The following is a 21224-nucleotide window of genomic DNA, read 5'->3' on the forward strand; positions in this document are numbered from 1 at the left end:
AATTTGCGCAACTCCCGCTACATCGTCATCCCGGCGTAGGCCGGGATCCAGTGGCTTCGGTGGTTGGTTGTCGCGAGAGCGTCTATCGCTTTGGTTTAGCGCGCTCGTGTTGAAGTCGCCTGCGGCGTGTTTCGCCGACCTGCCGGTCGCCGAGTTACTTTCTTTGCTTGTCCACGCACGCAGTGCGAACGGCGTTAGCCGGCCCGAAGGGCGGAGGGCCGTAAGGCCCGGAGTAAAGAAAGATAACCAAAGAAAGGACACCCCGCGTCCGCCGTCCTTCGGACCGTGAGGCTTGGCCGGGCTTTTCGACAGAGCCTGTCCCGGACTTGATCCGGGAACGTCCCTGTCCTGTGGAAAAGGACTCGGCGCCCTGCCGAGTCCCCCTTCGGGGCCTGATCGTCCAAGCCTCACTCGACTCCCGAGGGGCCCCGAGTGCTGACTGCTCGCTTCGCATCGCTTGCCAGATAGTTGGAACGACAAGCCCATATAAATAAAGCCGCGAATATCGCGGCTTTTTTATCTTATTCCTCAATGCCTGGGCGGCCCGCCGCCAGGATGTCCCATGCTCCCTGGCGGATGCCCTCCAGGACGCTGTTGCTGGAACTGCTTGATCAACTGCTCCCGTCGGTCGGGTGGTAGTTCCTGGAAGCGCTTGAACGCGTTGTGCAGTTGCTGGCGTTGTTCGGGCGGCAGTTGCTGGAAACGGCGCATGTTTTCGCGCGCCTGATCTCGCTGCTCAGGGGTCATCTGTTGCCATTGCGCGATGCGGTCGCGCACTTCCTGCCGCTGGTCAGGCGGAAGCCGGTTCCAGCCTTGAGCGCGTTCCAGCAGGCGCTGCTGGCGTTCCGGCTTGAGCGAGTCCCACTGTGAGCCCATCGGTGACAGCATGTCGCGTTCGGCAGGCGACAGGCTGTTCCAGGGGCGTGGTGCCGCCTGGCCCTGGCCGGGAGGTGGCCCGGCTTGTGCCCACAGTGGCGCCGCTGTGCCTGCGAGCAGCGTTACCAGGCACAGCGACAAGGCGAAACGACGCAATGGCATGCTTACCGATTCGCCTGAGAGGATGAGTTGTTAGTGTTATTGGATGCCAGCCAATCGTAGAAGTCGAGGTTCTGAACCATGCCAGGGTCGGCTTTATCCGGATCCGGTGGCAGGTCGCTGTCGGCATCGATAGCCCTGGCGACATTCATCTGCGCCTGCAAGGCATCGTTGCCGCGATTTTGCAGCGGCGACCAGGCCATCAGCACGGCCAGTGCGACCGCAGCGAGTGCGCCGGTCGGCAGCAGCATGCGTACCCCGCGTGGTTGCGCAGGCTTTTGGGCGGCTTCGAGCGCGGTGCGGCGCGCTGCGCGCAGTCGACCGGCGGTGGCCGGGTCGATGGTGTGCGAGGCCTCGCGATAGAGCGCGCGGGCGCGCTGCTCGAGAGACCGATGGTCGATGGAATGTTTTGGCGCGTTCATCGCCATTCCTCCAATTGATCGCGCAAATGTTGCATCGCGCGCGACAGATGGGTTTTCACGCTGCCTTCGGAACAGCCCATAGCCTGTGCCGTCTCGGCGACGTCCAGGCCTTCCAGCACGCGCAGCATGAAAGCCTCGCGCTGGCGCTGTGGCAGTTTTTTCACGGCTGCCGCCATGTCCGCATACGACTGTGCATCCTGCAGTCGGTCCATCGGACCCGGGCCGTTATCGGCCGGGTCCCAACTCGGTAGTTCATCGCCGTCATCATCGCGGCCGCCACCCAGCCAGCCGACCATGATGGAGCGGACCTTGCGGCGGCGCTGCAGGTCCACGATACGGCGGCGCAGGATGCCCCAGAACAGCGGCGTCCATTCCTGCGCGGGTTTGTCGCGGTAGTGCTTGACCAGACGCAACATCGCGTCCTGTACGGCGTCCAGGGCGTCCTCGCGGTTGCCCAGGTTCAACTCGGCCAGCCGGAACGCACGCCGTTCCACCTGGCTCAGGAAAGCGTCCAGCGTCGCCGGCGCCGCTCGGGCGTCGTCGGTCATCAGGTCCGTGTCGAGAGCGGAGACTGCGCTGTTCATGGCGTCGTCGTCCGCGTCGTCGTCGGATCGCGCATCCTGAGACTCCATTGATTCGTCCCCCGACATCAACGCGGCAGGCTCGCGCGCGTTGACCTGCGACCGTATGATGGCTGAACCACGGGGGTTCGGCACGGAGGGGTCATGATCGACGGGTTCCTGGCGCTATATATCTTCATGCTCGCCGCATTCACCGGTTACGAGATCATCGCGCGAGTACCGGTGATTCTGCACACACCTTTGATGTCCGGGTCGAATTTCATCCACGGCATTGTGCTGGTCGGGGCCATGATTGCGCTAGGGCATGCCGAAACTTCGTTCGAAATCGCGATAGGTTTCGCCGGCGTGCTGCTGGGGGCGGGGAATGCCGCCGGCGGCTACGTGGTGACCGAGCGGATGCTGGAGATGTTCAAGACCAGCAAGCCCAAGCCGGGCAGCGAGGGGGCCAAGTGATGGCTTGGCTGCCGGACCTGATCAAAGCCTGCTATTTCCTCGCCGCATTGCTGTTCATCCTGGGTCTGAAGCGCATGAGCTCGCCGCGCACGGCGCGGGGCGGCATCGTGTGGGCGGGCGTAGGGATGCTGCTGGCCGTCGTAGCAACTTTCGCTTTGCCGGATCTGCATAACCGCGGACTGATGCTGGCGGCCGTACTGATCGGCGTCGCCGCGGCCTGGTGGTCGGGGCGGCGAGTGGCCATGACGGCCATGCCGCAGATGGTGGCGCTCTATAACGGTATGGGCGGTGGCGCGGCGGCCGCGATCGGCGCGGCCGAGCTGATCGGCTATGCCGGTCGCTCGGTGGTTCTGATCGATGGCGGCCAGTTCACTGCCAATGGCGGCTCGGCGCCCTCCACGCCGCAACTGGCATTGGCCGTCCTGGGCGCTCTGATCGGCGCGGTGAGCTTTTCCGGTTCATTGATCGCCTTTGCCAAGCTGCAGGGCTGGCTGGACCGGCGTTTCGTGTTCCCAGGCCAGCGCGTCGTCAACATGCTGGTGCTGGCCGGTGCCGTGGTGATCGGCGCATTGCTGGCGGCGGGCCACCTGACCCTGCCGTTGATCGGGGCGTTTTTTGCGCTGGCCTTGCTGTTCGGCCTGATGATGACCCTGCCGATCGGCGGCGCCGATATGCCGGTGGTGATCTCGCTCTATAACGCTTTTACCGGTCTGGCGGTGGCGTTCGAGGGCTTCGTGCTGCAGAACGAGGCGATGATCATTGCTGGAACGGTGGTCGGTGCGGCAGGCACCTTGCTGACCCAGCTGATGGCCAAGGCCATGAATCGCTCGATCGGCAATGTCTTGTTCGGCAATTTCGGCGCCGGCGGCGGCGTGGCCCAGGCGATCGAGGGGGCACAGAAGCCAATCGAAGCGTCCGATGCAGCCGTGATGATGGCCTACGCCGAGCGTGTGGTCATCGTGCCCGGTTACGGCATGGCCGTGGCCCAGGCGCAGCACAAGGTGTGGGAGTTCGCGCAGTTGCTGATCGCGCGCGGGGTGAAGGTGAAATTCGCCATTCACCCGGTGGCTGGGCGCATGCCGGGGCACATGAACGTCCTGCTGGCCGAGGCCGGCGTGCCTTACGACCTGATCGCCGATATGGACGACATCAACCCGGAGTTTCCCGCTACGGACGTGGCTTTGGTCATAGGCGCCAACGATGTGGTCAACCCGTTGGCGAAAACAGACCCGGCGTCGCCGATCTACGGCATGCCGATTCTGGATGTCGCCGACGCCCGTCAGGTCATCGTGGTCAAGCGGGGCAAGGGCACCGGTTTTGCCGGGATCGAGAATGCGCTGTTCTACGCCGATAACGCGCGCATGCTCTATGGCGATGGGCAGGCCGCTGCCGGTGCGTTGGTCGCGGCCTTGAAGACGCTCGACACCTAGTTGCTCGGCGGCACTGCCGTTCGGCCTCGGTGGAGGGCGCCCATGACGGCCAGAACCGTGCCGGCCGCGTACCAGACCATATCGCCGCCGGTAAGCGTCATCCGGGCAATATCGGTCAGTAAGGCGATGCCCGCCACGCGCAGCGTGTCGAAGAAGCCCAGGCCTAGTGAGCCGGCGATACGTGCTCCGGCGACCAGTACCACCAGATAGGCCGAGGCTACGATCATCGCGAGGGCTGCAAGCACGGCAGCGCCGGTGCGTCCTCCCGGATTGACCCAGCCGCGTACGATGCGACCCAGGAGCCAGCCGATCGGAACGGCCAGCCAGGGCATCAGCTTGCTCATCACGACGGTCGGCACCAGCCAGATCGCACCCGCGGCCAGGCCGATCATGACTGTGCAGATCAAGGCAAAAACGAAGCCCAGTAAGCGACGTGCGCTCATTGCGACGGCCCGGCCAAGGCGAGGCGAATAGGGGTTTCTGACATCCGGCTGTCCCTGGAGCAAAACCGGCATCATAACGTGCATGACAGGTAATCGGCCCGGCGAGGCGTCCTGTGCACCTTGAGAAAGCATGACGCTGGCCCGATTTGCATTAGGAAGCCCCTGTCGCCGGGCGCATAATAGGCGGCTTGGCGTGGCAACCGGCTACGTCTACATCAAGGTATCGAACAGGGTTGGCATGAGCGGTTTCAGTCTAAGCAGCGAGCCTTTCACATTGGAGCGCGACTGCGCAGCCATCATGGTGCCGCAAGGCGAGCCGGTGGTGCTGCCGGCCGGCCAGATCGGCTATATCACGCAGGCCCTGGGCGGTAGCTTTACCGTATACGTGGAAGGCAACCTGTTCCGCATTGCCGGCAATGACGCCGATGCATTGGGCAAGGAGCCGTTGCCACCACTGGAACTGGCCGATAACGCGTCGGACGCTGATGTTGAAAAACTCGTGTGGCAGCAACTGCGCACGGTGTTCGATCCGGAAATTCCGATCAATGTCGTCGAGCTGGGCCTCGTCTACGATGTGAGTGTGGAGGCGGCCGCCGAACAGCAGCGCAAGGTGTACGTAAAGATGACGCTGACCGCACCCGGTTGTGGCATGGGCGACATCCTCATCGACGATGCACGTACCAAACTCGAATTGATTCCCACTGTGTCCGAAGCGGATGTCGATCTGGTATTCGACCCGCCGTGGAATCATTCGATGATGTCCGATGCGGCGAAGCTCGAGACCGGTATGTTGTAAAGGCCTGCCAGGCATTCGGAAAGCGTGCTGTTTATCTTTTTTATCGCACGCTGTTATCGAGTCCCATCTGACTCGCGGGTATGGCGCTTCCCGGGTACTGCGCCAGCTCCATTCACTCTAGCCTGATTCAGCGTTTTATTGCCGGCCTATTGGGGGCCGGCTGGACGCCAACGATGAATCGGGAGAATGGCACCATGGAAGGACATTCACAGAAGCAGTTGTTTCTTGCTGTTGCGATGTTGCTGGCAAGTTCGTCGGTAGCGGCGGCGACAAAGTTGCAGGTCGAGCAATTCGCATCACGGTCTCTGGCGCCGACACAGGTTGCCACCTTGGCAGATAGCCTCGGTCTGGATGCGGATAGTCAGCTGATAGTCAAGCAAGAAGCGCTGACAGTGCATGGAACGCGCACAGTGCGATTGCAGCAACAGTGGCATGGCGTACCGGTTTTTGGAGCTGACGTCACGCTTGAGGCGAGTGCGACGGATGCGGTCATCGCCAAGCGCGGAGATGTGTTTATCGGCTTGGCGGCTGACATTGCTACTGCGCAACCCCGCCTGAGCGAAGCCGCTATTCGCAGTCTGTGGCGGAAAGAGACCGGTGCAACGGTAGACAATTCGGAAGATCGTGACGCCGTGCTCTATGTCTATGCCGAAGGCGATGGCAAGGCACACCTCGTGTATCTACTTTCCCATGTGATGGGTGGCTCACGCCCCACAGCCATCATCGATGCGAATACGGGAGAAGTACTGCAGCGGTGGGAAGGACTGACAACGGCCGAAGCTACCGGCCCTGGTGGAAACCGAAAAGTCGGTGGTTACTATTACGGAACCGACCGACCTGCGTTGCAAGTCAAACAGGATGGCAGCTTCTGCACGACGGATACACCCGATGTCGTCACGTATCATGCGCACAATACGGGCAGCACCATCTTGAATATTGCGCCGCGGCCTTCGGACTGGCGCTTTCCTTGTGGGAGTAGCGAAGGTGATGCTGTCAACGGTGCCTACGGTCCGATCAATGACGCGCACCACGCCGGTGGCGTTATATTTCGGATGTACAACGACTATCTAGGCGTCAAGCCGCTGACGAAGCGGTTGGAATTGATAGTGCACGTAGGCAAGAACGAGGAAAACGCCGCATGGAATGGTAGACAAATGCTGTTTGGAGACGGTGCCAACTCGTTTTATCCGCTTGTGAGCCTGGACGTGACAGCTCATGAGGTAAGCCACGGATTTACCGAGCAGAACTCAGGCCTGATATATCGCGCTCAATCAGGTGGCATGAATGAGGCGTTCTCGGACATGGCGGGTGAAGCGGCCAAGTGGTTCGATCAGGGCAAGACCGACTATCTGGTTGGGGCCTCTATCTACAAGAAGCTCGATGGCGCGTTGCGATACATGTGCGAGCCCACGCGCGATGGTCGCTCGATCGACCATCTCAGCAAATATCGCAATGGCATCGACGTCCACCACTCCAGTGGCATATACAACAAGGCCTTTTGCGCGCTTTCCAAGAGCAATGGCTGGAACCCTGAAAAGGCCTTCAAGGCATTTGCGCGCGCCAACATGCTGTATTGGAAGGCGAGCGAGACCTTTGAGGGCGGTGCCTGCGGGGTACAAAGTGCTGCCAAAGACCTTGGGATGAGCGTGCAGGATGTGACTAACGCTTTCTCAGTGGTTGGGGTGACCTGCAAGCGCTGAGTACGCAGTTATATTCAGGCGAGCCGGAGTACATCCGGCTCGCTTTGTTCCAAGGCAACGTAAATGTTTGTAAGGTCGAATCGTTCTTCGCTATGACGCGCTTGAACTCAGACTTCTTCGAACCGGTTTGCTTCCCGATTCTTGCGAACTTTCAACGGATCCCACACTCGTCCGTTCATGGTGATATACACCCCATCAGGCAGGGTCTGCACGGCCGCGACGGCACAGCCGATATTGAACACGGCGTCCGAGCCCTGGAAGCGGGCGGGATTGAGCGCGCCGGTCAGGACGATGACCTTGCCCTTGATCTGCGCCAGCTCGCGTGCCGTCTCGACCATGGTGTCGGTGCCATGCGTCACCAGCACATGCCGATGCGGCTGCGCCTCGATGGTGGAGCGGACCAGGGCGCGGTCCTCGTCGGCCATGTGCAGGCTGTCCTTGCGTAGGATCGGAATCACGTCGAACTGAAATGCAACGCCCAATTGAGTGAGGATCTCACCGATCTGCGGTGCACCGATCTTGTAGTCCGACTTGTCGTCGAAATAGATCTTGTCGATGGTGCCGCCGGTGGTGACGATGGTGAGATGCTGCATGGTCGCTTATCCGAACAGGGAAACGGCGCCATTTTAGCCCCCCCGGCCTTCATTTGCTTGCCACGCGAGCGCAATCGTGGAAACTCGGCCCATCTGCCGTGCCTTCGAGACTGAAGCGATGAATTTCCATCAATACGCCGAAACCCACGAAGTGACCAATCAGGTGCCCCCGCTGGAGGGTACGAATCTCTACAGTCACGACCGGCCACTGCAGGACTGGCTGACTCGCTATGGTGCCGCTGAGGCCGAGCTGCAACTGCAGCACTACGGGGCGCTGGCGGGCGGGCCCTTGATGGCAGCGGGTTTTCTGGCCAACGAGAACAAGCCGATATTCAAGAGCCATGATCGCTACGGTCATCGTATCGATCTGGTGGAGTTTCACCCGGCCTATCACGAGCTGATGCGCACCGCGATCGAGCATGGCCTGGTCTCCACGCCGTGGGCCGATACCCGGCAGGCGGCGCAGGTGACTCGCGCCGGCCTTTATTACCTGCATGCCCAGGCCGAGATTGGCAGCGGTTGTCCGCTCACCATGACCTTTGCCAGTGTGCCCGCGTTGCGCCTGCAGCCGGAACTGGCCGATCTCTGGCTGCCGAAGATCCTGGCTCGCCAATACGATCCGCGCAATGTGCCGATGAGCGAGAAGGCGGGCGTCACCATCGGCATGGCGATGACCGAGAAGCAAGGCGGCACCGATGTTCGCGCCAACACGACCCGTGCCTATCCGGTGAGCACGCCCGGCCGCGGTCAGGCGTATGAGCTGGTCGGGCACAAATGGTTTTGTTCCGCACCGATGTGCGACGCCTTCCTGACCCTCGCGCAGACCGACAAAGGCCTGACCTGCTTTTTGTTACCGCGTCATCGCCCCGATGGCGAACGCAACCAGTTCTATATCCAGCGGCTCAAGAACAAGCTGGGCAACTGGTCGAATGCGTCCAGCGAAGTTGAATTCCGCGGTGCGTTGGCGTGGATGGTTGGAGAGGAAGGGCGTGGTGTTCCGACCATTATCGAGATGGTCGCGATGACGCGCTTTGATTGCATGCTCGGCTCCAGCGCGCTGATGCGCCAGGCACTCACCCAGGCCATACATCATTGCTCGTATCGCAAGGTAGGCGGCCAGCTGCTTAGCGACCAGCCGTTGATGCAGAACGTGTTGGCCGACCTTGCCCTGGAAAGTGAAGCCGCGCTGGCGTTGACAATGCGCATGGGCCATGCGCTGGATCACGCACACGACGAGCACGAACACAAGTTCGCTCGACTGGTGACGGCCGTCGGCAAATATTGGATCTGCAAGCGCGCGCCGGCGATGATCAATGAAGCGGCCGAATGCATGGGTGGAGCCGGCTATATCGAAGACACCATCCTGCCGCGCCTGTATCGCGAAGCGCCGGTCAATTCGATCTGGGAAGGCTCGGGCAACGTGCAATGTCTGGATGTCTTGCGCGCGCTGGCCAAGGAGCCTGGCGTGATCGACGTATTCTTCGACGAGCTCGATGGAGGCCATGGCGATACGCGGCTTGCCGCATTGGTCGACCGACTCAGGCGGAACCTCGACGATCACGACGCGCTAGCTTATCGCGCACGCCAGATCGCACAGGACATGGCGCTGGCGCTGCAGGCCAGGCTGTTGCTGGCATCGGGCAATACGCTGGTGGCCGAGGCATTTATCGCCAGCCGGCTCGGCGAGGGCGGCCGCGTTTACGGTACGCTGCCGCGAGGTATCGACGCGCCTGCGTTGATCGCGAGAGCCTGGGTGTAGGCGAGTCTGAGAACAGGATTTGATCATGCGATTTAGTGAAGTCATGGCCACCGTTGTGCGCAATGGCGAGCATTGGACGGCTGAGTTCGGCGAGGACTGGCTACAGGGCCGCAGCGCATTCGGCGGTCTGCAGGCAGCGCTGGTCATACGCGCCATGCGCGAGCTTGTGCCGGCCACGATGCCCTTGCGTACCGTGCAGGTCACGTTTCTTGCGCCGGTGCCCGCCGGTCGCGTGGAGATACAGGCGAAGCTGTTGCGTGAGGGTAAGAACACTTTGCAGCTGGAAGGACGTATTGTCGATGGCGATCAGACGCTATGTCTGGTGATCGCCATCTTCGGCGTGGCGCGCGAGTCGGTCGTGCACATCTTGCCGCAGCGTCCGCCGGTCGATGCCGGTGCCGGTGCCGGTGCGACCGTGCTCCCGTTTGTTCCGGGCCTGACGCCGGCATTTACCCAGCACTTCACCGCACGCTGGTTGCGCGGCGACCTGCCGTATAGCGGCGGCCGCAAGACGACTAGTTCGGTCGAGCTGACCTTGAAGGACGAAGGTCCGGCGGATGAAGTGCAGATCATCGCGTTTGCGGATTTTATTCCACCGCTCGCCTTGTCGTTGCTTTCCAAGCCGGCGCCCGGGAGTTCGTTGACATGGATGCTCGAATTGCTTACGGACAAGCGCGATATGCCGTGCGAGGGCTGGCGTGTGGATGCGCAACTGGATGCTGCGATAGATGGCTATACCAGTCAGGGCATCGTGCTGTGGGGGCCTGGCGGTGAGCCGGTGGCCTTGGGGCGACAGAGCATGGTTGTCTTCAGCTAGGCGGTTTTGCGGTTGCGTTATGGTTAGCGGTGGCTGAAGGGAGCCTCAACTAACCTCGGCTTTCCTATCGTCATCCCGGCGCAGGCCGGGACCTAGTGGCATCAGTTTTCAGTTTTCGCGATAAAGCTGACTTTTGCAGGTTCTGGCGACAACCAATCACAAAGCCACTGGGTTCCGGCCTGCGCCGGAATGACGATTAGGAAGGGTTCTCTTAAGTCGCCACCATTCGAAGCGCGGCAGTGGGATCAGGCAGCGCGCTTGTGCCTCACGCCAGCTCCTAGCGTACCGATCAACAACACCGTGAGAAAAATCTCGATCAGCGCCAGCCAACGTTCGCCGCTGGAGCTCCATGCCTCGGCGATGCCGTGACAGAAATAGAACAGGCTGAGGATGCCGGTCCACAGCAGGGCACGGCGTATGTCACGGATGGCCAGTAAGGGCAGCAAGAGTGGCACCATCGTGAGCAGGACAACCAGCCACAGCGGCATCGTCTGCGGCGGGAACAACCATAGATACCAGGCCAGTTGCAGGACAAAAAGCGCGGCCCAGGCAGCGAGACCGATGCGGTAAGTCGTTGCCAGCTGACTCACGCCGATGCCGCCAGTTTGCGCGCGGTGTCGGCCAGGCGCCGGCCCAAGGCGCGCGCCAGCTCACGTTCGTGCTCGCTGATGCCGCGATCGCCCTGTGCGCCCGATACATGGCTGGCGCCATACGGCGTCCCGCCGGTCTGTGTGGCATTCAGGGCGACTTCGGTGAAGGGCAGGCCGAGCAACAGCATGCCGTGATGCAACAGGGGCAGGGCCATCGACAGCAGGGTCGATTCCTGGCCGCCATGCATGGTGCTGGTGGCGGTAAAGACGGCCGCTGGCTTGCCGACCAGGGCGCCGCTTGCCCATTCGGCGCCGGTGGAGTCAAGGAAGTACTTGAGCGGCGCTGCCATATTGCCGAAGCGGGTCGGGCTACCCAGCGCCAGTCCGGCGCAATCGTGCAGGTCCTGGCGCGTGGCGTAGGGGGCGCCTTCTTCGGGTTCGGGAGGTTGAGCCACTTCGGTCACCGGCGCCACCGGTGGTACCTGGCGCAGGCGTGCGCGCATGCCGGGAATTTCTTCGACGCCGCGTGCGATCAGCCTTGCCAGCTGGGCGGTATGGCCGCTGCGGCTGTAGTAGAGCACCAGGATGTCGTGGCTCATGGGCATTGGGGCATTCAGTGGCAATGCGCTAGTGTACCGGGCGATGCCACCCTGTCGCCGCCTTCGGCGATAGCCGATGCCCTGCCACCGCCTCGGTGGCAGCCGATGAAGGACCCGTCAATGGCTTTTCGTTTCGACCGCGCGCGCTTGCTGAGTTTTGGTCGCTTTCTCTGGCACCGTTTCGTCGACGACAAGTGTTTCGAAACTGCCGGTGCCTTGTCTTATACGACACTGGTTTCGCTGGTGCCGCTTACCGTGGCGGTGCTGACCGTGTTTGCCGCCTTTCCGATGTTCGCCGATGCGCGCGTCACCCTGATCAATTTCGTATTCCAGAACTTCGTGCCGACCGCCGCCACCGAAGTTCAGGATGCCTTGCAGAAGTTTGCGGACAACGCACGCGGGCTGACTGGCATCAGCATCCTGGTCATGCTGTTCAGCGCCGTGTCGATGATGATCAGTATCGAAGAGCGCCTCAATCGCGTATGGCGCGTGCAGCGCCCGCGCCGCTGGACCTCGCGCATTCTCTTGTATTGGGCTGCATTGACGCTGGGACCGATTTTCATGGCCGGCAGTATTGCCGTGACCTCGTACGTCACGGCTTTGCCGTTGTTGAACGATGCCGTGGGCCAGTTTCGCCAGACCATCGGCAGCCGCCTGATCGGCACCTTGCCGTTCGTGCTGACCTTGCTGATTCTGTGGCTGATGTACACGTTCATTCCGAATCGTCGCGTGCCATGGCGTAAGGCCGGCATCGGTGCGGTTATCGGCGCGGTGCTGTTCGAAATCGTGCGCTGGGGTTTTACCCTGTTCGTGCGCAATGCGCATACCTACGACCAGATCTATGGTGCCTTGGCGGCGCTGCCGATCCTGTTGCTCTGGATTTATCTCTCCTGGGTGATCGTGATCCTGGGCGCCTCGATTTCCGCTTCGATTTCCGCCTTCGATTATCAGCCGCCCAGCGAAGCGTTGCCGCAGGGCGATGAGTTTCTCGGATTGCTGGTGGTGTTGAAATTTTTTGTCGACGGCCAGCGCAGCGGATGCGAAGTGGAGCCGGAGACGATACGCGCACGCGCCCCGTATCTTCATACGTCGGCGATCGCGGATTATTTCGAGGACCTGCAGCGCGCGGACCTGATCCGTCGCGGCGAATCCGGCGGTTGGTTGCTCAGTCGCAGTCTCGACAGCGCTGATCTGCTCAGGGTGTATGGTCACAGCAGTTATCGCCTGCCATTGCAGCCGGTTGAGAAAGTGGCGGCGTTGGGTCTGGCGTTGCCGGAAGAACTGGTCAGTGTGCTCGAGCGTGTCGCCAGGACGCTATCGGGTGAACTGGGTACCCGGCTTGAAAAGGCCTATCCATCGTCCCCATCGTCAACGCTCTGCGCATCCGAATCCGAGTCTGAGGAATACCCCTGATGAAGCTGTTTGCTCCTATTGCCCTCGCGGCCGCCTTGCTGCTGGCCGCGCCGGCTCACGCCGAGATGCCGGCACAACCCAAGCTCAAGGTCACCACGCTCGATGGCAAGACCTTCGACCTTGCTGCCGAGCGTGGCAAATGGGTGATCGTCAATTACTGGGCGACCTGGTGCGTGCCATGCATCAAGGAGATGCCCGATATTTCCAAGTTCGTCGCCGATCACAAGGACAAGGTCGCCGCTATCGGCCTGGCTTATGACGACAGTGAAAAAGCCGATATTCAGGCCTTCCTGGTCAAGCACCCGGTGGTTTATCCGGTGGCGCAGGTGCCCTTGGACAAGCCACTGCCTGATTTCGATGAGCCTCGTGGCTTGCCGACAACCTGGTTGATCGCGCCGGATGGCAAGGTTGCCAAGCGCTTTGTGGGCACGGTGAACGAAAAGTCGCTCGGTGAGGCGATAGGGTTGGGCAAGAAATAACGTGCGTGGAGCGCTGTTTGCCGGCAGCGGCTTTTTCTGGAGCGGCTGAGGGAACCTCTAAATGCCCTCCCTACTCGTCATCCCGGCGCAGGCCGGGATCCAGTGACTTCGGTTTCCGGTTTTCGCGATATGAGGAGATGCTTGTTGGCTCTCGCGATAACCGATTGCAAAGTCACTGGATCCCGGCCTGCGCAGGGATGACGATAGGGGGAGATGAGATTTCTAGACTGATCTAGAGCCGGCCGAACGCATCAGGCACCCATAGCGCCTTGTCGGTGACATGTTCCTGGCGAGGCTTGTGCTTGAGCTTGTCGAGCTTCATCTCGGGAATCTTTGCGTCATGTCGCGGCACCTGTTCGAGCAAGTGTCGGATCAGATTGACGCGCCCGCGCTTCTGATCGTTGAAGTCCACCACGAACCAGGGCGCCGCTGCGGCGTGCGTGCGCTCGATCATGACGTCGCGCAGTTCGCCGATCTCCTTGTATTTCTTGCGCGCGGCGATATCGACCGGCGAAAGCTTCCAGCGCTTGAGCGGGTCTTCCGCGCGATCCTTGAAGCGCTTTTCCTGTTCCTCCTGATCCACTGCGAGCCAGTACTTGATCAGGATGATGCCGTCGTCGGTCAGCAGCTTTTCGAAGGTCGGTACCTGGCCGAGAAACGCCTCGTATTGTTCCTTGCTGCAAAAGCCCATCGCCGGTTCGACCACGGCGCGGTTGTACCAGCTGCGGTCGAACAGCACGAATTCGCCGGCCGACGGCAGGTGCGGTACGTAGCGCTGGAAATACCACTGGGTGGCTTCTTCCTCGCTTGGTTTGGACAGGGCCACGATGCGGTAGTTGTGCGTGTCCATGCTTTCGGTGATGCGCTTGATCGTGCCGCCTTTGCCGGCGGCATCGCGACCTTCGAAAATCACCGCAAGCCGCTGACCGCTGCGACGCAGGTAGCGATTCAGCCCAGCCAGCTCGAATTGCAGTTCTTCCATGGCCTTTTCATAGGCCTTGTCTCGTTTGCTCACAGCAACCCTCCCAGATCGATATCCGCCGGCGGCCTGCCGATGCGGTGACGTGCGCTCATGCCCTGGATCGCGCGACGGAAATCGGCGGCGAAGGCGTCGATGTCGAACAGCGGATGCTTTGCCCGGCTCTTTAGCAGATGCTGGCGCACCACCTTCAAAGCGTCCGGATCGTTACCGAGCTCGGTCGCGATGCCGACAAAACTGTCTTCGTCTTCGGCGATCAGCTCCGGCAGGCCGGCATGAAACAGCAGGCTCGCACCGACACGTCCGGCCAGGCTGGCGCCGGGGAGCGTCAGCACCGGGGAGCCTGCGCGCAAGGCATCGATGGCTGTAGCCTGTGCGTTGTACGGGGCCGTGTCCAGAAACAGGTCGACATGTGCATATCGCGCAAGATAGTCGTCGTGCCGTAGTTTAGGCATGAAGATCACGCGCTCGGGCGCGATATCGAGCGCCTGCGCGGCCGCGCGCAGACGACGGTCGGTGCCATCGGGGCCGGTCTGCAGCCACAGCACGCTATCGGGCACATGCTGCAGGATCAGCATGAAGCGCGCGAATGTGGCCGGGTCGAGTTTGTAGCTGCTGTTGAAACTGGCGAACACGGTGCCTTGTTCGGGCAGGCCGCAGGCGGAGCGCGAAGGTGCGTCGGCAACATCGGCAGCGGGATCGCAGGGAATGAAGCAGCGCGGCAAACGAATCAGCTTTTCGCTGAAATGCTTGCGCATGGGGGTGGGCAGCACCACCGTATCGGCGATCAGGTAATCCATCCATGGTGCACCGGACGTGGCGGGAAAGCCCAGCCAATTGACCTGGATCGGCGCCGGCTGCAATTCGAACAAGTCGATGTTCGAACCGCTGCCGAAGGTGCGCAGATCGAACAGGATTTCGATATCCGCCGTATGGATGCGTTCGGCGGTTTCGGCCACGCCCAGGCGGGTGATGTCGTGCACCTTGGCCGCGGCTTCCAATCGCTGACGAATCGGGCTGTCGTCGCTGGGCGTGGTGGCAAACAGGTGGATATCCAAATCGTCGCCGCGCAAGGTTTCGATCAGCGTCACGATCTGCCGACCGATCGGATGTTCGCCGAATCCGTTCGAGACGAAGCCGACGCGCCAGGCCGAGGTGGCTTTCAGGCTCGGATAGCTGAAGGCCAGCTGGCGTCGCAGCGGGTCGATCTGTGTTTCCGTGTGTTTGGCAAACGTGGTTGCGCAACGCAGCTGTTCCGCTGGCGTCGCCGTTTCGGCCAGAAAGGGGAAAGGTGTGATGCCCTGGCGTTGCTCGGCGACGGCGCGATGAAGCCGGGTGCTCAGTTCCTCCAGGTCGATCCAATCGCATAGCCGGCGCTTGGTAAACACCAACTGGCTCAGCGCGAGACCTGACGATGCATCCAGGCGCAACGCGCGCGCATAGGCCTGACCGGCTGCCTCCAATTGGCCAGAGTCATCCAGCGCGATACCGGCTTGCAGCGGATAACGCGGGTTCTCGGGAGACAATTGCTCGGCATGCAGAAAAGCCTGCGCCGCTTCGGCTCGCCGTCCCTGCGCGCGATACACCATGCCGAGCAGTTCATAGGCGACGTCGAAGGTCGAGTCCAGATGCAGGGCTTCTTCGATGTGCTTGATGGCCTGGTCGGTGTTGCCCAGCTCCAGTTCGGCCGCGGCAAGATTCAGTCGCAGTCCGGGGTGCTCCGGTGCGCCGTGCGTGGCCATCGCATACGACTCGCGTGCTTGCGCGTAACGCGCCGCGGCCATCAATGCATTGCCGAGCGTAAGCAGGATGCCCGGATGCCCGGGCGATTTCTTCAAGGTGTTGCGCAGCAGCTCGATCGCCGCATTGGCTTGACCGCTTTCGACCATCACCGTGGCAAGATTGCAGAACGCGTCGACATGTTCAGGTGCCAGCTCGGTCGCGCGTTTTAGCGCAGCCAGTGCTTCTTCCTTACGTCCCAGCTGAAACAGGGCCAGCCCGTGCATGCGCGCATACTCGGCATCGCCGGGAAATTGCGCACGCAACTCGGCAGCGGCCATTTCGGCTTCGGCGATGGCGCCACGCTCAATGAGGTCGGCGACTCGTTGCCTGGAATCGGGAGGTGATGCGGTACGGTTCATGCGCGCACGCTAGCGCAGGTCGGGTTCCGGGCCAAGCTTTTTGGGGCGTCAGGAGCAAGAGGGCAGGAATGAGGCACAAGGGCAGCGAACTGCTGCACTCTTTACCCCTAACCCGTCAGCGTTTTCAGCTCGTCCGCCTGATGCTCGCGGGTTAGCGTATCGATCATTTCGTCCATATCGCCCTGGAGCACTTCGGGCAGGCGATACAGGGTCAGGTTGATGCGGTGATCGGTGATACGGCCCTGCGGGAAGTTATAGGTGCGGATGCGCTGGCTGCGGTCGCCCGAGCCCACTTGCAGGCGACGCGATTCGGCCTGGGCGGCGGCCTGCTTGCTGCGCTCATCGTCGAGCAGGCGTGCCTTGAGCAGGCTCATCGCGCGGGCGCGGTTTTTGTGCTGGCTGCGTTCGTCCTGGCATTCCACCACGATGCCGCTGGGCAGATGGGTAATGCGAATGGCCGAGTCGGTCTTGTTGACGTGCTGGCCGCCCGCGCCCGATGCACGGAAGGTGTCGACTTTCAGGTCGGCATCGCGCAGTTCGATATCGGCGATATCGTCCAGCTCGGGCAGGATCGCTACTGTCGCCGCCGAGGTATGGATACGCCCCTGCGATTCGGTTTCCGGTACGCGCTGCACGCGATGCGTGCCCGATTCGAACTTCAGCTTGGAATACGCGCCTGCGCCTTCGACGCGCGCGACGATTTCCTTGTAACCGCCGTGCTCGCCGGGGTGTTCGCTCAGGATTTCCACGTGCCAGCGGCGGCGTTCGGCGTAACGCGCGTACATGCGAAACAAATCGCCGGCGAAGATCGCCGCCTCGTCGCCGCCGGTGCCTGCACGCACTTCGAGGAACAGATTTGCTTCGTCGCGCGGATCTTTCGGCAACAAGAGGATCTGCAGTTCGCTATCGAGTTCGACCAGGCGCTGTTCGAGGCGATCGATATCCTCAACCGCCATTTCGCGCATATCGGGATCGTCCAGCATGGAACGCGCATCGGAAAGTTCGCGCTCGGCCTGGTCGTGTTCGCGCAGCGACGCGGTCACCGGCTCCAACTGTGCGTACTCGCGCGAGAGCTCGCGAAAGCGTGTGTTGTCGCCCAGCACATCCGGCTGGCTTAGTAACAGCCCGACTTCTTCGTGGCGTTCGGCAAGGGCTTCGAGTTTGCGGCGAATGGATGGCGTCATGGGGCAGCAGCGAGAGGGAGGGGGTAAGAGGCGAGAAAGTGGATCGGCAGTTCTTTCTCGTTTCTCACTCCTCGGTACTCGCTTCTGGTGTGTCGTTCAGGCCGTACAGCCGCCCCGCGGCATGCAGCAGGTCCATGTCGCCATTCAATGCGGCTTCGCGCAGGCGCGCACTGGGATGATGCAGCAATTTGTTGGTCAGCGTATTGGCGAGGAAAGTGAGCGCTTCCTCCGGCGGACGTCCGCGTGCCAGCATCGCCTGCGCCTTGGCCAGCACTTCGTCACGATAGGTTTCCGCATGCTGGCGCATGTCCATGGCCGGGTTGCGCACGTTCAATGCGCGGCGCCAGGCCATATAGCGTTCGACCTGCAGGTCGATGATCGCATCGGCCTCGCGCGCGGCGGCTTCACGCGAGCGACGGTTGTCGTCGATCACCTGTTTCAGGTCGTCGATACCATAGAGATAGACGTCGTCGAGTTTGCCGACGCCTTCCTCTATGTCGCGCGGTACGGCGATGTCGACCATGAAAACGGGCTTGTGCCGGCGAGCCTTGATGGCTTTTTCGACCATGGCACGCGTTACCACCGGAACACGCGAGGCGGTGGAGGAAATGACGATGTCGGCCTCGGCCAGGTGCTGCGGCAGATCCTGCAGTGCAATGGCATAACCGCCGTGGCGGCCGGCCAGCTCCTGCGCGTTTTCCAGCGTGCGATTGGCGACGATCAGCCGACGCACCTGCTTGTCGACCAGGTGACGGGCCGCCAGCTCTACCGTGTCGCCGGCACCGATCAACAGCACGCAGGCCTGTCGCAGGTCGGTAAATACCTGCTCGGCCAGGCGAACGGCGGTAAAGGCGACCGACACCGTATGTGCGCCGATGCGCGTGTCGGTGCGCACGCGCTTGGCTACGGCAAAGGTGTGCTGCAGCAGGCGATCCATCGGCGCGCCCAGCGACTGGGCGTCGCGCGCCATTTGATACGCGTCCTTCACCTGCCCAAGAATTTGCGGTTCGCCCAGCACCATCGAGTCCAGTCCGGTGGCGACGCGGAACATATGGCGGACCGCGTCGTCCTCGTCATGCCGGTAAAGGAACTCGTCGAGCTTGCCCGGGGTCAGCTGATGATGCTGACTCAACCACACCTGCGGTGCGCTCTCCGCCCCGGCCTTGACGCTGACGTAAAGTTCGGTGCGATTGCAGGTGGAGAGGATCATCGCCTCTTCCACGCCCGGCTGCTGACGCAGGTCATGCAACGCCTTGCCCGCGGCGTCCGAATCGAACGCCACCTGCTCGCGCAGGCTGACCGGCGCGGTGAGGTGGTTGAGCCCTAGGGCGATCAGCGTCATGGCATGAAATAAGTGGCTGCGACGGGTACCGGGCGGCGTAAACTAGGCTTGATGTCCCGGTCCGGACGTCGAACTGACCGGAATAGAAGGTCCAACGGAGAATAGTGTGCTGAGCAGGTCGGCCAAGTTCAAGCAACTGCGGCATTTTGGGGCGAGCGTCATAGTGTTGGCCCTGGTGGGTTGTACTGCAATGCCCAATCGCACGGGCCCAAGCCGGACGGCGTCCAGTCAGCCCCTGGACCATCTGGTCGTGGCGACGCCCGATGCCGATCATGATCTGCTCGCGCAGCTCATGGTGGGTGAGATGGCACTGACGCGTACCGATCTCAAGGACGCATCGGCGGCCTACGACCGGGCCATGCTGCTCTCGGACGACCCTCATGTCGCCGAGCAGGCGGCCGGGATGGCCATCGCCATCCGTGACGATGCCGCCGCCCAGCGTGCGATCGCTCGCTGGCAGGCCTTGGGCGCCAAGCCGGCCGAGCTGGCCCAGGCGCGGGCCCAACTGGCGTTGGGGCAGGGCGATACCGCCGAGGCGCGGCGTCAGCTCGAGATTCTCACCAGCTCGGGCGACATCGATGCCTGGCGCCAGTTCGGCCGTGTGCTGGTCGGCGGGCGCGATCCGGCGCAATCGTCGAATCTGCTGGAGACCCTGGCAACCCCGCAGCGCCTGCCCGCTGGCGATGCGCAGGCGTGGCTGGCCATGAGCGAGCTGGGTGACCGCCTGGGCCGTACGGCATACGCACAGCAGATTGCCGATGCGGCGGTAAAACGCTTCGAAAACGCCGACGCCTATGCATGGGCCGCACAGCTCAAGTACAAGGCCGGCGATCGCAAGGGCGCCCAGGCGATGTTCCAGAAGGCGATCGCCAAGGCGCCCAAGAACATCCGCCTGCGCCTGGCCTATGCGAGTCTGCTGGGGCAGAACGGCGATTACGCCAGCGCCGGCAAGCTGCTCGACAACGGTCCGCAGAACGCCGATACGTTTCAGCTGCGTGCCGCTCTGGCGGCGCATGCCAACGACACCCGCACGCTCAGTCGTCTTTACAATCAGCTACAGCATTCGCCCGACGACGTTCGCAACGACAGCGCCTATCTGCTTGGCCAGCTGGCCGAAATGCAGGGGCAGAAGGACGACGCGCTGAAGTGGTATGGCCAGGTCCCGGATGACGACGAACACGCCTTCGACGCCGACTTGCGCAGCGCCGTGCTGCTGCTTGAGTTGGGACGCTCGGCCGAAGCCCACGCGCAGTTGGAGGAAATGCAGACCGATTACCTCGACCAGCCGGCGCAGCTGCGTCGTGCCTACGAGGTCGATGCCGAGCTGTACATGCGCGAGCAGCAATATGCCAAGGCGGAGGCGGCCTACAGCCGTGCCCTGCAGATTGCGCCGGACGATCCGGGGCTGCTCTACGGCAGGGGTCTTGCGTATGCCTCGGGCGGCCAGACCGATCAGGCGATCGACGATCTGCGCCGCCTGCTGCAGATCAAGCCCGGCGACGCCGATGCGAGCAATGCGCTGGGTTTCACGCTGGCGGATGCCAATCGCGATCTGCCCGAGGCCGAGCAACTGATCCAGACCGCGCGCACGGCCAAGCCCAACGATCCGGCGGTCACCGATTCCTGGGGCTGGGTGCAGTACCGTCTGGGCCATCTCGATCAGGCCGAAAAAGCCTTGAACAGCGCCTGGCAAAGCCATAAGGACGCCGACGTCGGCGTGCATCTTGGCGAGGTGTTGTGGCGCCAGGGCAAGCAGGAGGACGCGCGGCGAGTGTTTGACGAGGTGCGCAAGATCGACCCGCAGAACACCAGCCTGCACGACACCTTGAAGCGTCTGAATCCATGAGGTCGATCCAACGTCTGGGCGCAGCCGCGCTGTTGTCGCTGCTGCTGGCTGCCTGCGTGCCCAAGGCCGTCGTACGCACGCCCGGCGACGCCGGCATGCTCAACGAGCAGCAGACACGCGAGCAGGCGCTGGCCGGTACGGATCATTGGACGCTGGAAGGCCGCATCGCCGTCTCCGATAGCAAGACCAGCGGCAGTGGCGACATCACCTGGGTGCAGGATGGCCAGCACTACGTGTTCACCATCCGTGGCCCCTTCGGCAAGAGCTTTCGTTTGACGGGTAGCCCGGACGCGGCCTTGCTCGAAGGCATGGATGGCGGTCCGATCAACGGCCCGGATGCCGAAGCGTTGCTGCGCCGGGCGCTGGGCTGGGAAGTGCCGTTGCGCGAGCTGCGGGCCTGGGTGCTTGGCCTGCGTGCCGATGGCGGGCCGGCCGAACTGAGCTTCGGCCAGGACCGCCTGCCGTCGCTGTTGCAGCAGGACGGCTGGAATGTCGACTACCGCGAATGGGACACGACCCGTCAGCCGGCGTTGCCGAAGAAGGTGTTCGCGGACAAGGCGCCGTTCAAGGTGAAGCTTTCCATCGAGAGCTGGCAGCTGGGGCAGTGACGGGAGCTTGAAGC

General features: G+C 62.3%; 21 protein-coding genes. 10 read left to right on the plus strand and 11 right to left on the minus strand.

Annotated features, from left to right (window positions below; all coding sequences use genetic code 11):
* Nucleotides 1-528: 528 nt before the first annotated feature.
* The 3 genes from ACZ6WW_RS21635 to ACZ6WW_RS21645 are packed head-to-tail and all read right to left on the minus strand — an operon-like array spanning nucleotide 529 to nucleotide 2041.
* Nucleotides 529-1038, minus strand: a complete 510-nt coding sequence (locus tag ACZ6WW_RS21635; protein ID WP_465276029.1) for a DUF3106 domain-containing protein — start codon at nucleotides 1036-1038, stop codon at nucleotides 529-531.
* A gap of 2 nt (nucleotides 1039-1040) precedes the next feature.
* A complete protein-coding gene (locus tag ACZ6WW_RS21640; RefSeq protein ID WP_465276030.1) occupies nucleotides 1041-1457 on the minus strand; it encodes a hypothetical protein in 417 nt (138 codons plus the stop codon).
* Nucleotides 1454-2041 carry an RNA polymerase sigma factor gene (locus tag ACZ6WW_RS21645; RefSeq protein WP_281852945.1) on the minus strand — a complete coding sequence of 196 codons (588 nt, stop codon included), beginning with the start codon at nucleotides 2039-2041 and terminating at the stop codon, nucleotides 1454-1456. The genes ACZ6WW_RS21640 and ACZ6WW_RS21645 overlap by 4 nt, the downstream gene beginning before the upstream one ends.
* A gap of 141 nt (nucleotides 2042-2182) precedes the next feature.
* Between ACZ6WW_RS21645 and ACZ6WW_RS21650 the strand changes: the two genes are divergently transcribed.
* Complete coding sequence (locus tag ACZ6WW_RS21650; protein ID WP_281849906.1) at nucleotides 2183-2491, plus strand: NAD(P) transhydrogenase subunit alpha part 2; 309 nt, start codon at nucleotides 2183-2185, stop codon at nucleotides 2489-2491.
* Entirely contained in the window at nucleotides 2491-3921 is a 1431-nt protein-coding gene (locus tag ACZ6WW_RS21655) for an NAD(P)(+) transhydrogenase (Re/Si-specific) subunit beta (RefSeq protein WP_465276031.1), read from the plus strand. The genes ACZ6WW_RS21650 and ACZ6WW_RS21655 overlap by 1 nt, the downstream gene beginning before the upstream one ends.
* On the opposite strand, the gene ACZ6WW_RS21660 is transcribed toward ACZ6WW_RS21655, so the two are convergent.
* Nucleotides 3918-4364, minus strand: a complete 447-nt coding sequence (locus ACZ6WW_RS21660; protein ID WP_465276032.1) for a hypothetical protein — start codon at nucleotides 4362-4364, stop codon at nucleotides 3918-3920. The genes ACZ6WW_RS21655 and ACZ6WW_RS21660 overlap by 4 nt on opposite strands.
* Nucleotides 4365-4602: 238 nt before the next feature.
* Here ACZ6WW_RS21660 and sufT point away from each other — a divergent pair, with 238 nt between their 5' ends.
* Nucleotides 4603-5160 carry a putative Fe-S cluster assembly protein SufT gene (gene sufT / locus ACZ6WW_RS21665; RefSeq protein ID WP_281849903.1) on the plus strand — a complete coding sequence of 186 codons (558 nt, stop codon included), beginning with the start codon at nucleotides 4603-4605 and terminating at the stop codon, nucleotides 5158-5160.
* Nucleotides 5161-5333: 173 nt separating this feature from the next.
* Nucleotides 5334-6860, plus strand: a complete 1527-nt coding sequence (locus ACZ6WW_RS21670; RefSeq protein ID WP_465276033.1) for a M4 family metallopeptidase — start codon at nucleotides 5334-5336, stop codon at nucleotides 6858-6860.
* A 107-nt stretch (nucleotides 6861-6967) separates the two neighbouring features.
* Here the strand turns inward: ACZ6WW_RS21670 and ACZ6WW_RS21675 are convergent, their stop codons facing one another.
* Nucleotides 6968-7453 (minus strand): asparaginase domain-containing protein, encoded by a 486-nt coding sequence (locus tag ACZ6WW_RS21675; protein WP_465276034.1) that lies wholly within the window; start codon nucleotides 7451-7453, stop codon nucleotides 6968-6970.
* A 118-nt stretch (nucleotides 7454-7571) separates the two neighbouring features.
* Between ACZ6WW_RS21675 and ACZ6WW_RS21680 the strand changes: the two genes are divergently transcribed.
* Both ACZ6WW_RS21680 and ACZ6WW_RS21685 read left to right on the plus strand, forming a co-directional pair.
* Nucleotides 7572-9212: an acyl-CoA dehydrogenase family protein gene (locus tag ACZ6WW_RS21680; RefSeq protein ID WP_465276035.1), complete on the plus strand. Its 1641-nt coding sequence runs from the start codon at nucleotides 7572-7574 to the stop codon at nucleotides 9210-9212.
* A gap of 25 nt (nucleotides 9213-9237) precedes the next feature.
* Nucleotides 9238-10029 (plus strand): acyl-CoA thioesterase, encoded by a 792-nt coding sequence (locus ACZ6WW_RS21685; RefSeq protein WP_465276036.1) that lies wholly within the window; start codon nucleotides 9238-9240, stop codon nucleotides 10027-10029.
* Nucleotides 10030-10274: 245 nt separating this feature from the next.
* On the opposite strand, the gene ACZ6WW_RS21690 is transcribed toward ACZ6WW_RS21685, so the two are convergent.
* A complete protein-coding gene (locus ACZ6WW_RS21690) occupies nucleotides 10275-10619 on the minus strand; it encodes a DUF2069 domain-containing protein (protein WP_465276037.1) in 345 nt (114 codons plus the stop codon).
* Entirely contained in the window at nucleotides 10616-11218 is a 603-nt protein-coding gene (gene wrbA, locus ACZ6WW_RS21695) for an NAD(P)H:quinone oxidoreductase (protein ID WP_465276038.1), read from the minus strand. Before wrbA ends, ACZ6WW_RS21690 begins: the two co-directional genes overlap by 4 nt.
* A gap of 120 nt (nucleotides 11219-11338) precedes the next feature.
* Here wrbA and ACZ6WW_RS21700 point away from each other — a divergent pair, with 120 nt between their 5' ends.
* Together ACZ6WW_RS21700 and ACZ6WW_RS21705 are read left to right on the plus strand one after the other, a co-directional pair.
* Nucleotides 11339-12631 (plus strand): YihY family inner membrane protein, encoded by a 1293-nt coding sequence (locus ACZ6WW_RS21700; RefSeq protein ID WP_465276039.1) that lies wholly within the window; start codon nucleotides 11339-11341, stop codon nucleotides 12629-12631.
* On the plus strand, nucleotides 12631-13110 hold the full coding sequence (locus tag ACZ6WW_RS21705) for a TlpA family protein disulfide reductase (RefSeq protein ID WP_465276040.1): 480 nt from the start codon (nucleotides 12631-12633) through the stop codon (nucleotides 13108-13110). Before ACZ6WW_RS21700 ends, ACZ6WW_RS21705 begins: the two co-directional genes overlap by 1 nt.
* A gap of 232 nt (nucleotides 13111-13342) precedes the next feature.
* Here ACZ6WW_RS21705 and ppk2 read toward each other — a convergent pair whose 3' ends face one another.
* The 4 genes from ppk2 to hemA form a co-directional block, all read right to left on the minus strand.
* On the minus strand, nucleotides 13343-14125 hold the full coding sequence (ppk2, locus tag ACZ6WW_RS21710) for a polyphosphate kinase 2 (RefSeq protein ID WP_465276041.1): 783 nt from the start codon (nucleotides 14123-14125) through the stop codon (nucleotides 13343-13345).
* Nucleotides 14122-16230 carry an O-linked N-acetylglucosamine transferase, SPINDLY family protein gene (locus tag ACZ6WW_RS21715; protein WP_465276042.1) on the minus strand — a complete coding sequence of 703 codons (2109 nt, stop codon included), beginning with the start codon at nucleotides 16228-16230 and terminating at the stop codon, nucleotides 14122-14124. The genes ppk2 and ACZ6WW_RS21715 overlap by 4 nt, the downstream gene beginning before the upstream one ends.
* 107 nt (nucleotides 16231-16337) lie before the next feature.
* Nucleotides 16338-17414 carry a peptide chain release factor 1 gene (gene prfA, locus ACZ6WW_RS21720; RefSeq protein ID WP_465276043.1) on the minus strand — a complete coding sequence of 359 codons (1077 nt, stop codon included), beginning with the start codon at nucleotides 17412-17414 and terminating at the stop codon, nucleotides 16338-16340.
* Between the two features lie 64 nt (nucleotides 17415-17478).
* Nucleotides 17479-18756 carry a glutamyl-tRNA reductase gene (gene hemA / locus ACZ6WW_RS21725; RefSeq protein WP_281849889.1) on the minus strand — a complete coding sequence of 426 codons (1278 nt, stop codon included), beginning with the start codon at nucleotides 18754-18756 and terminating at the stop codon, nucleotides 17479-17481.
* Between the two features lie 190 nt (nucleotides 18757-18946).
* Between hemA and ACZ6WW_RS21730 the strand changes: the two genes are divergently transcribed.
* Both ACZ6WW_RS21730 and lolB read left to right on the plus strand, forming a co-directional pair.
* Complete coding sequence (locus ACZ6WW_RS21730) at nucleotides 18947-20602, plus strand: tetratricopeptide repeat protein (RefSeq protein WP_465276044.1); 1656 nt, start codon at nucleotides 18947-18949, stop codon at nucleotides 20600-20602.
* Nucleotides 20599-21210, plus strand: coding sequence for a lipoprotein insertase outer membrane protein LolB (gene lolB, locus ACZ6WW_RS21735; protein ID WP_465276045.1), 612 nt, complete (start codon nucleotides 20599-20601; stop codon nucleotides 21208-21210). The genes ACZ6WW_RS21730 and lolB overlap by 4 nt, the downstream gene beginning before the upstream one ends.
* Nucleotides 21211-21224 lie beyond the last annotated feature (14 nt).

The sequence above is a fragment of the Dyella sp. NPDC103356 genome (genome assembly GCF_055584465.1).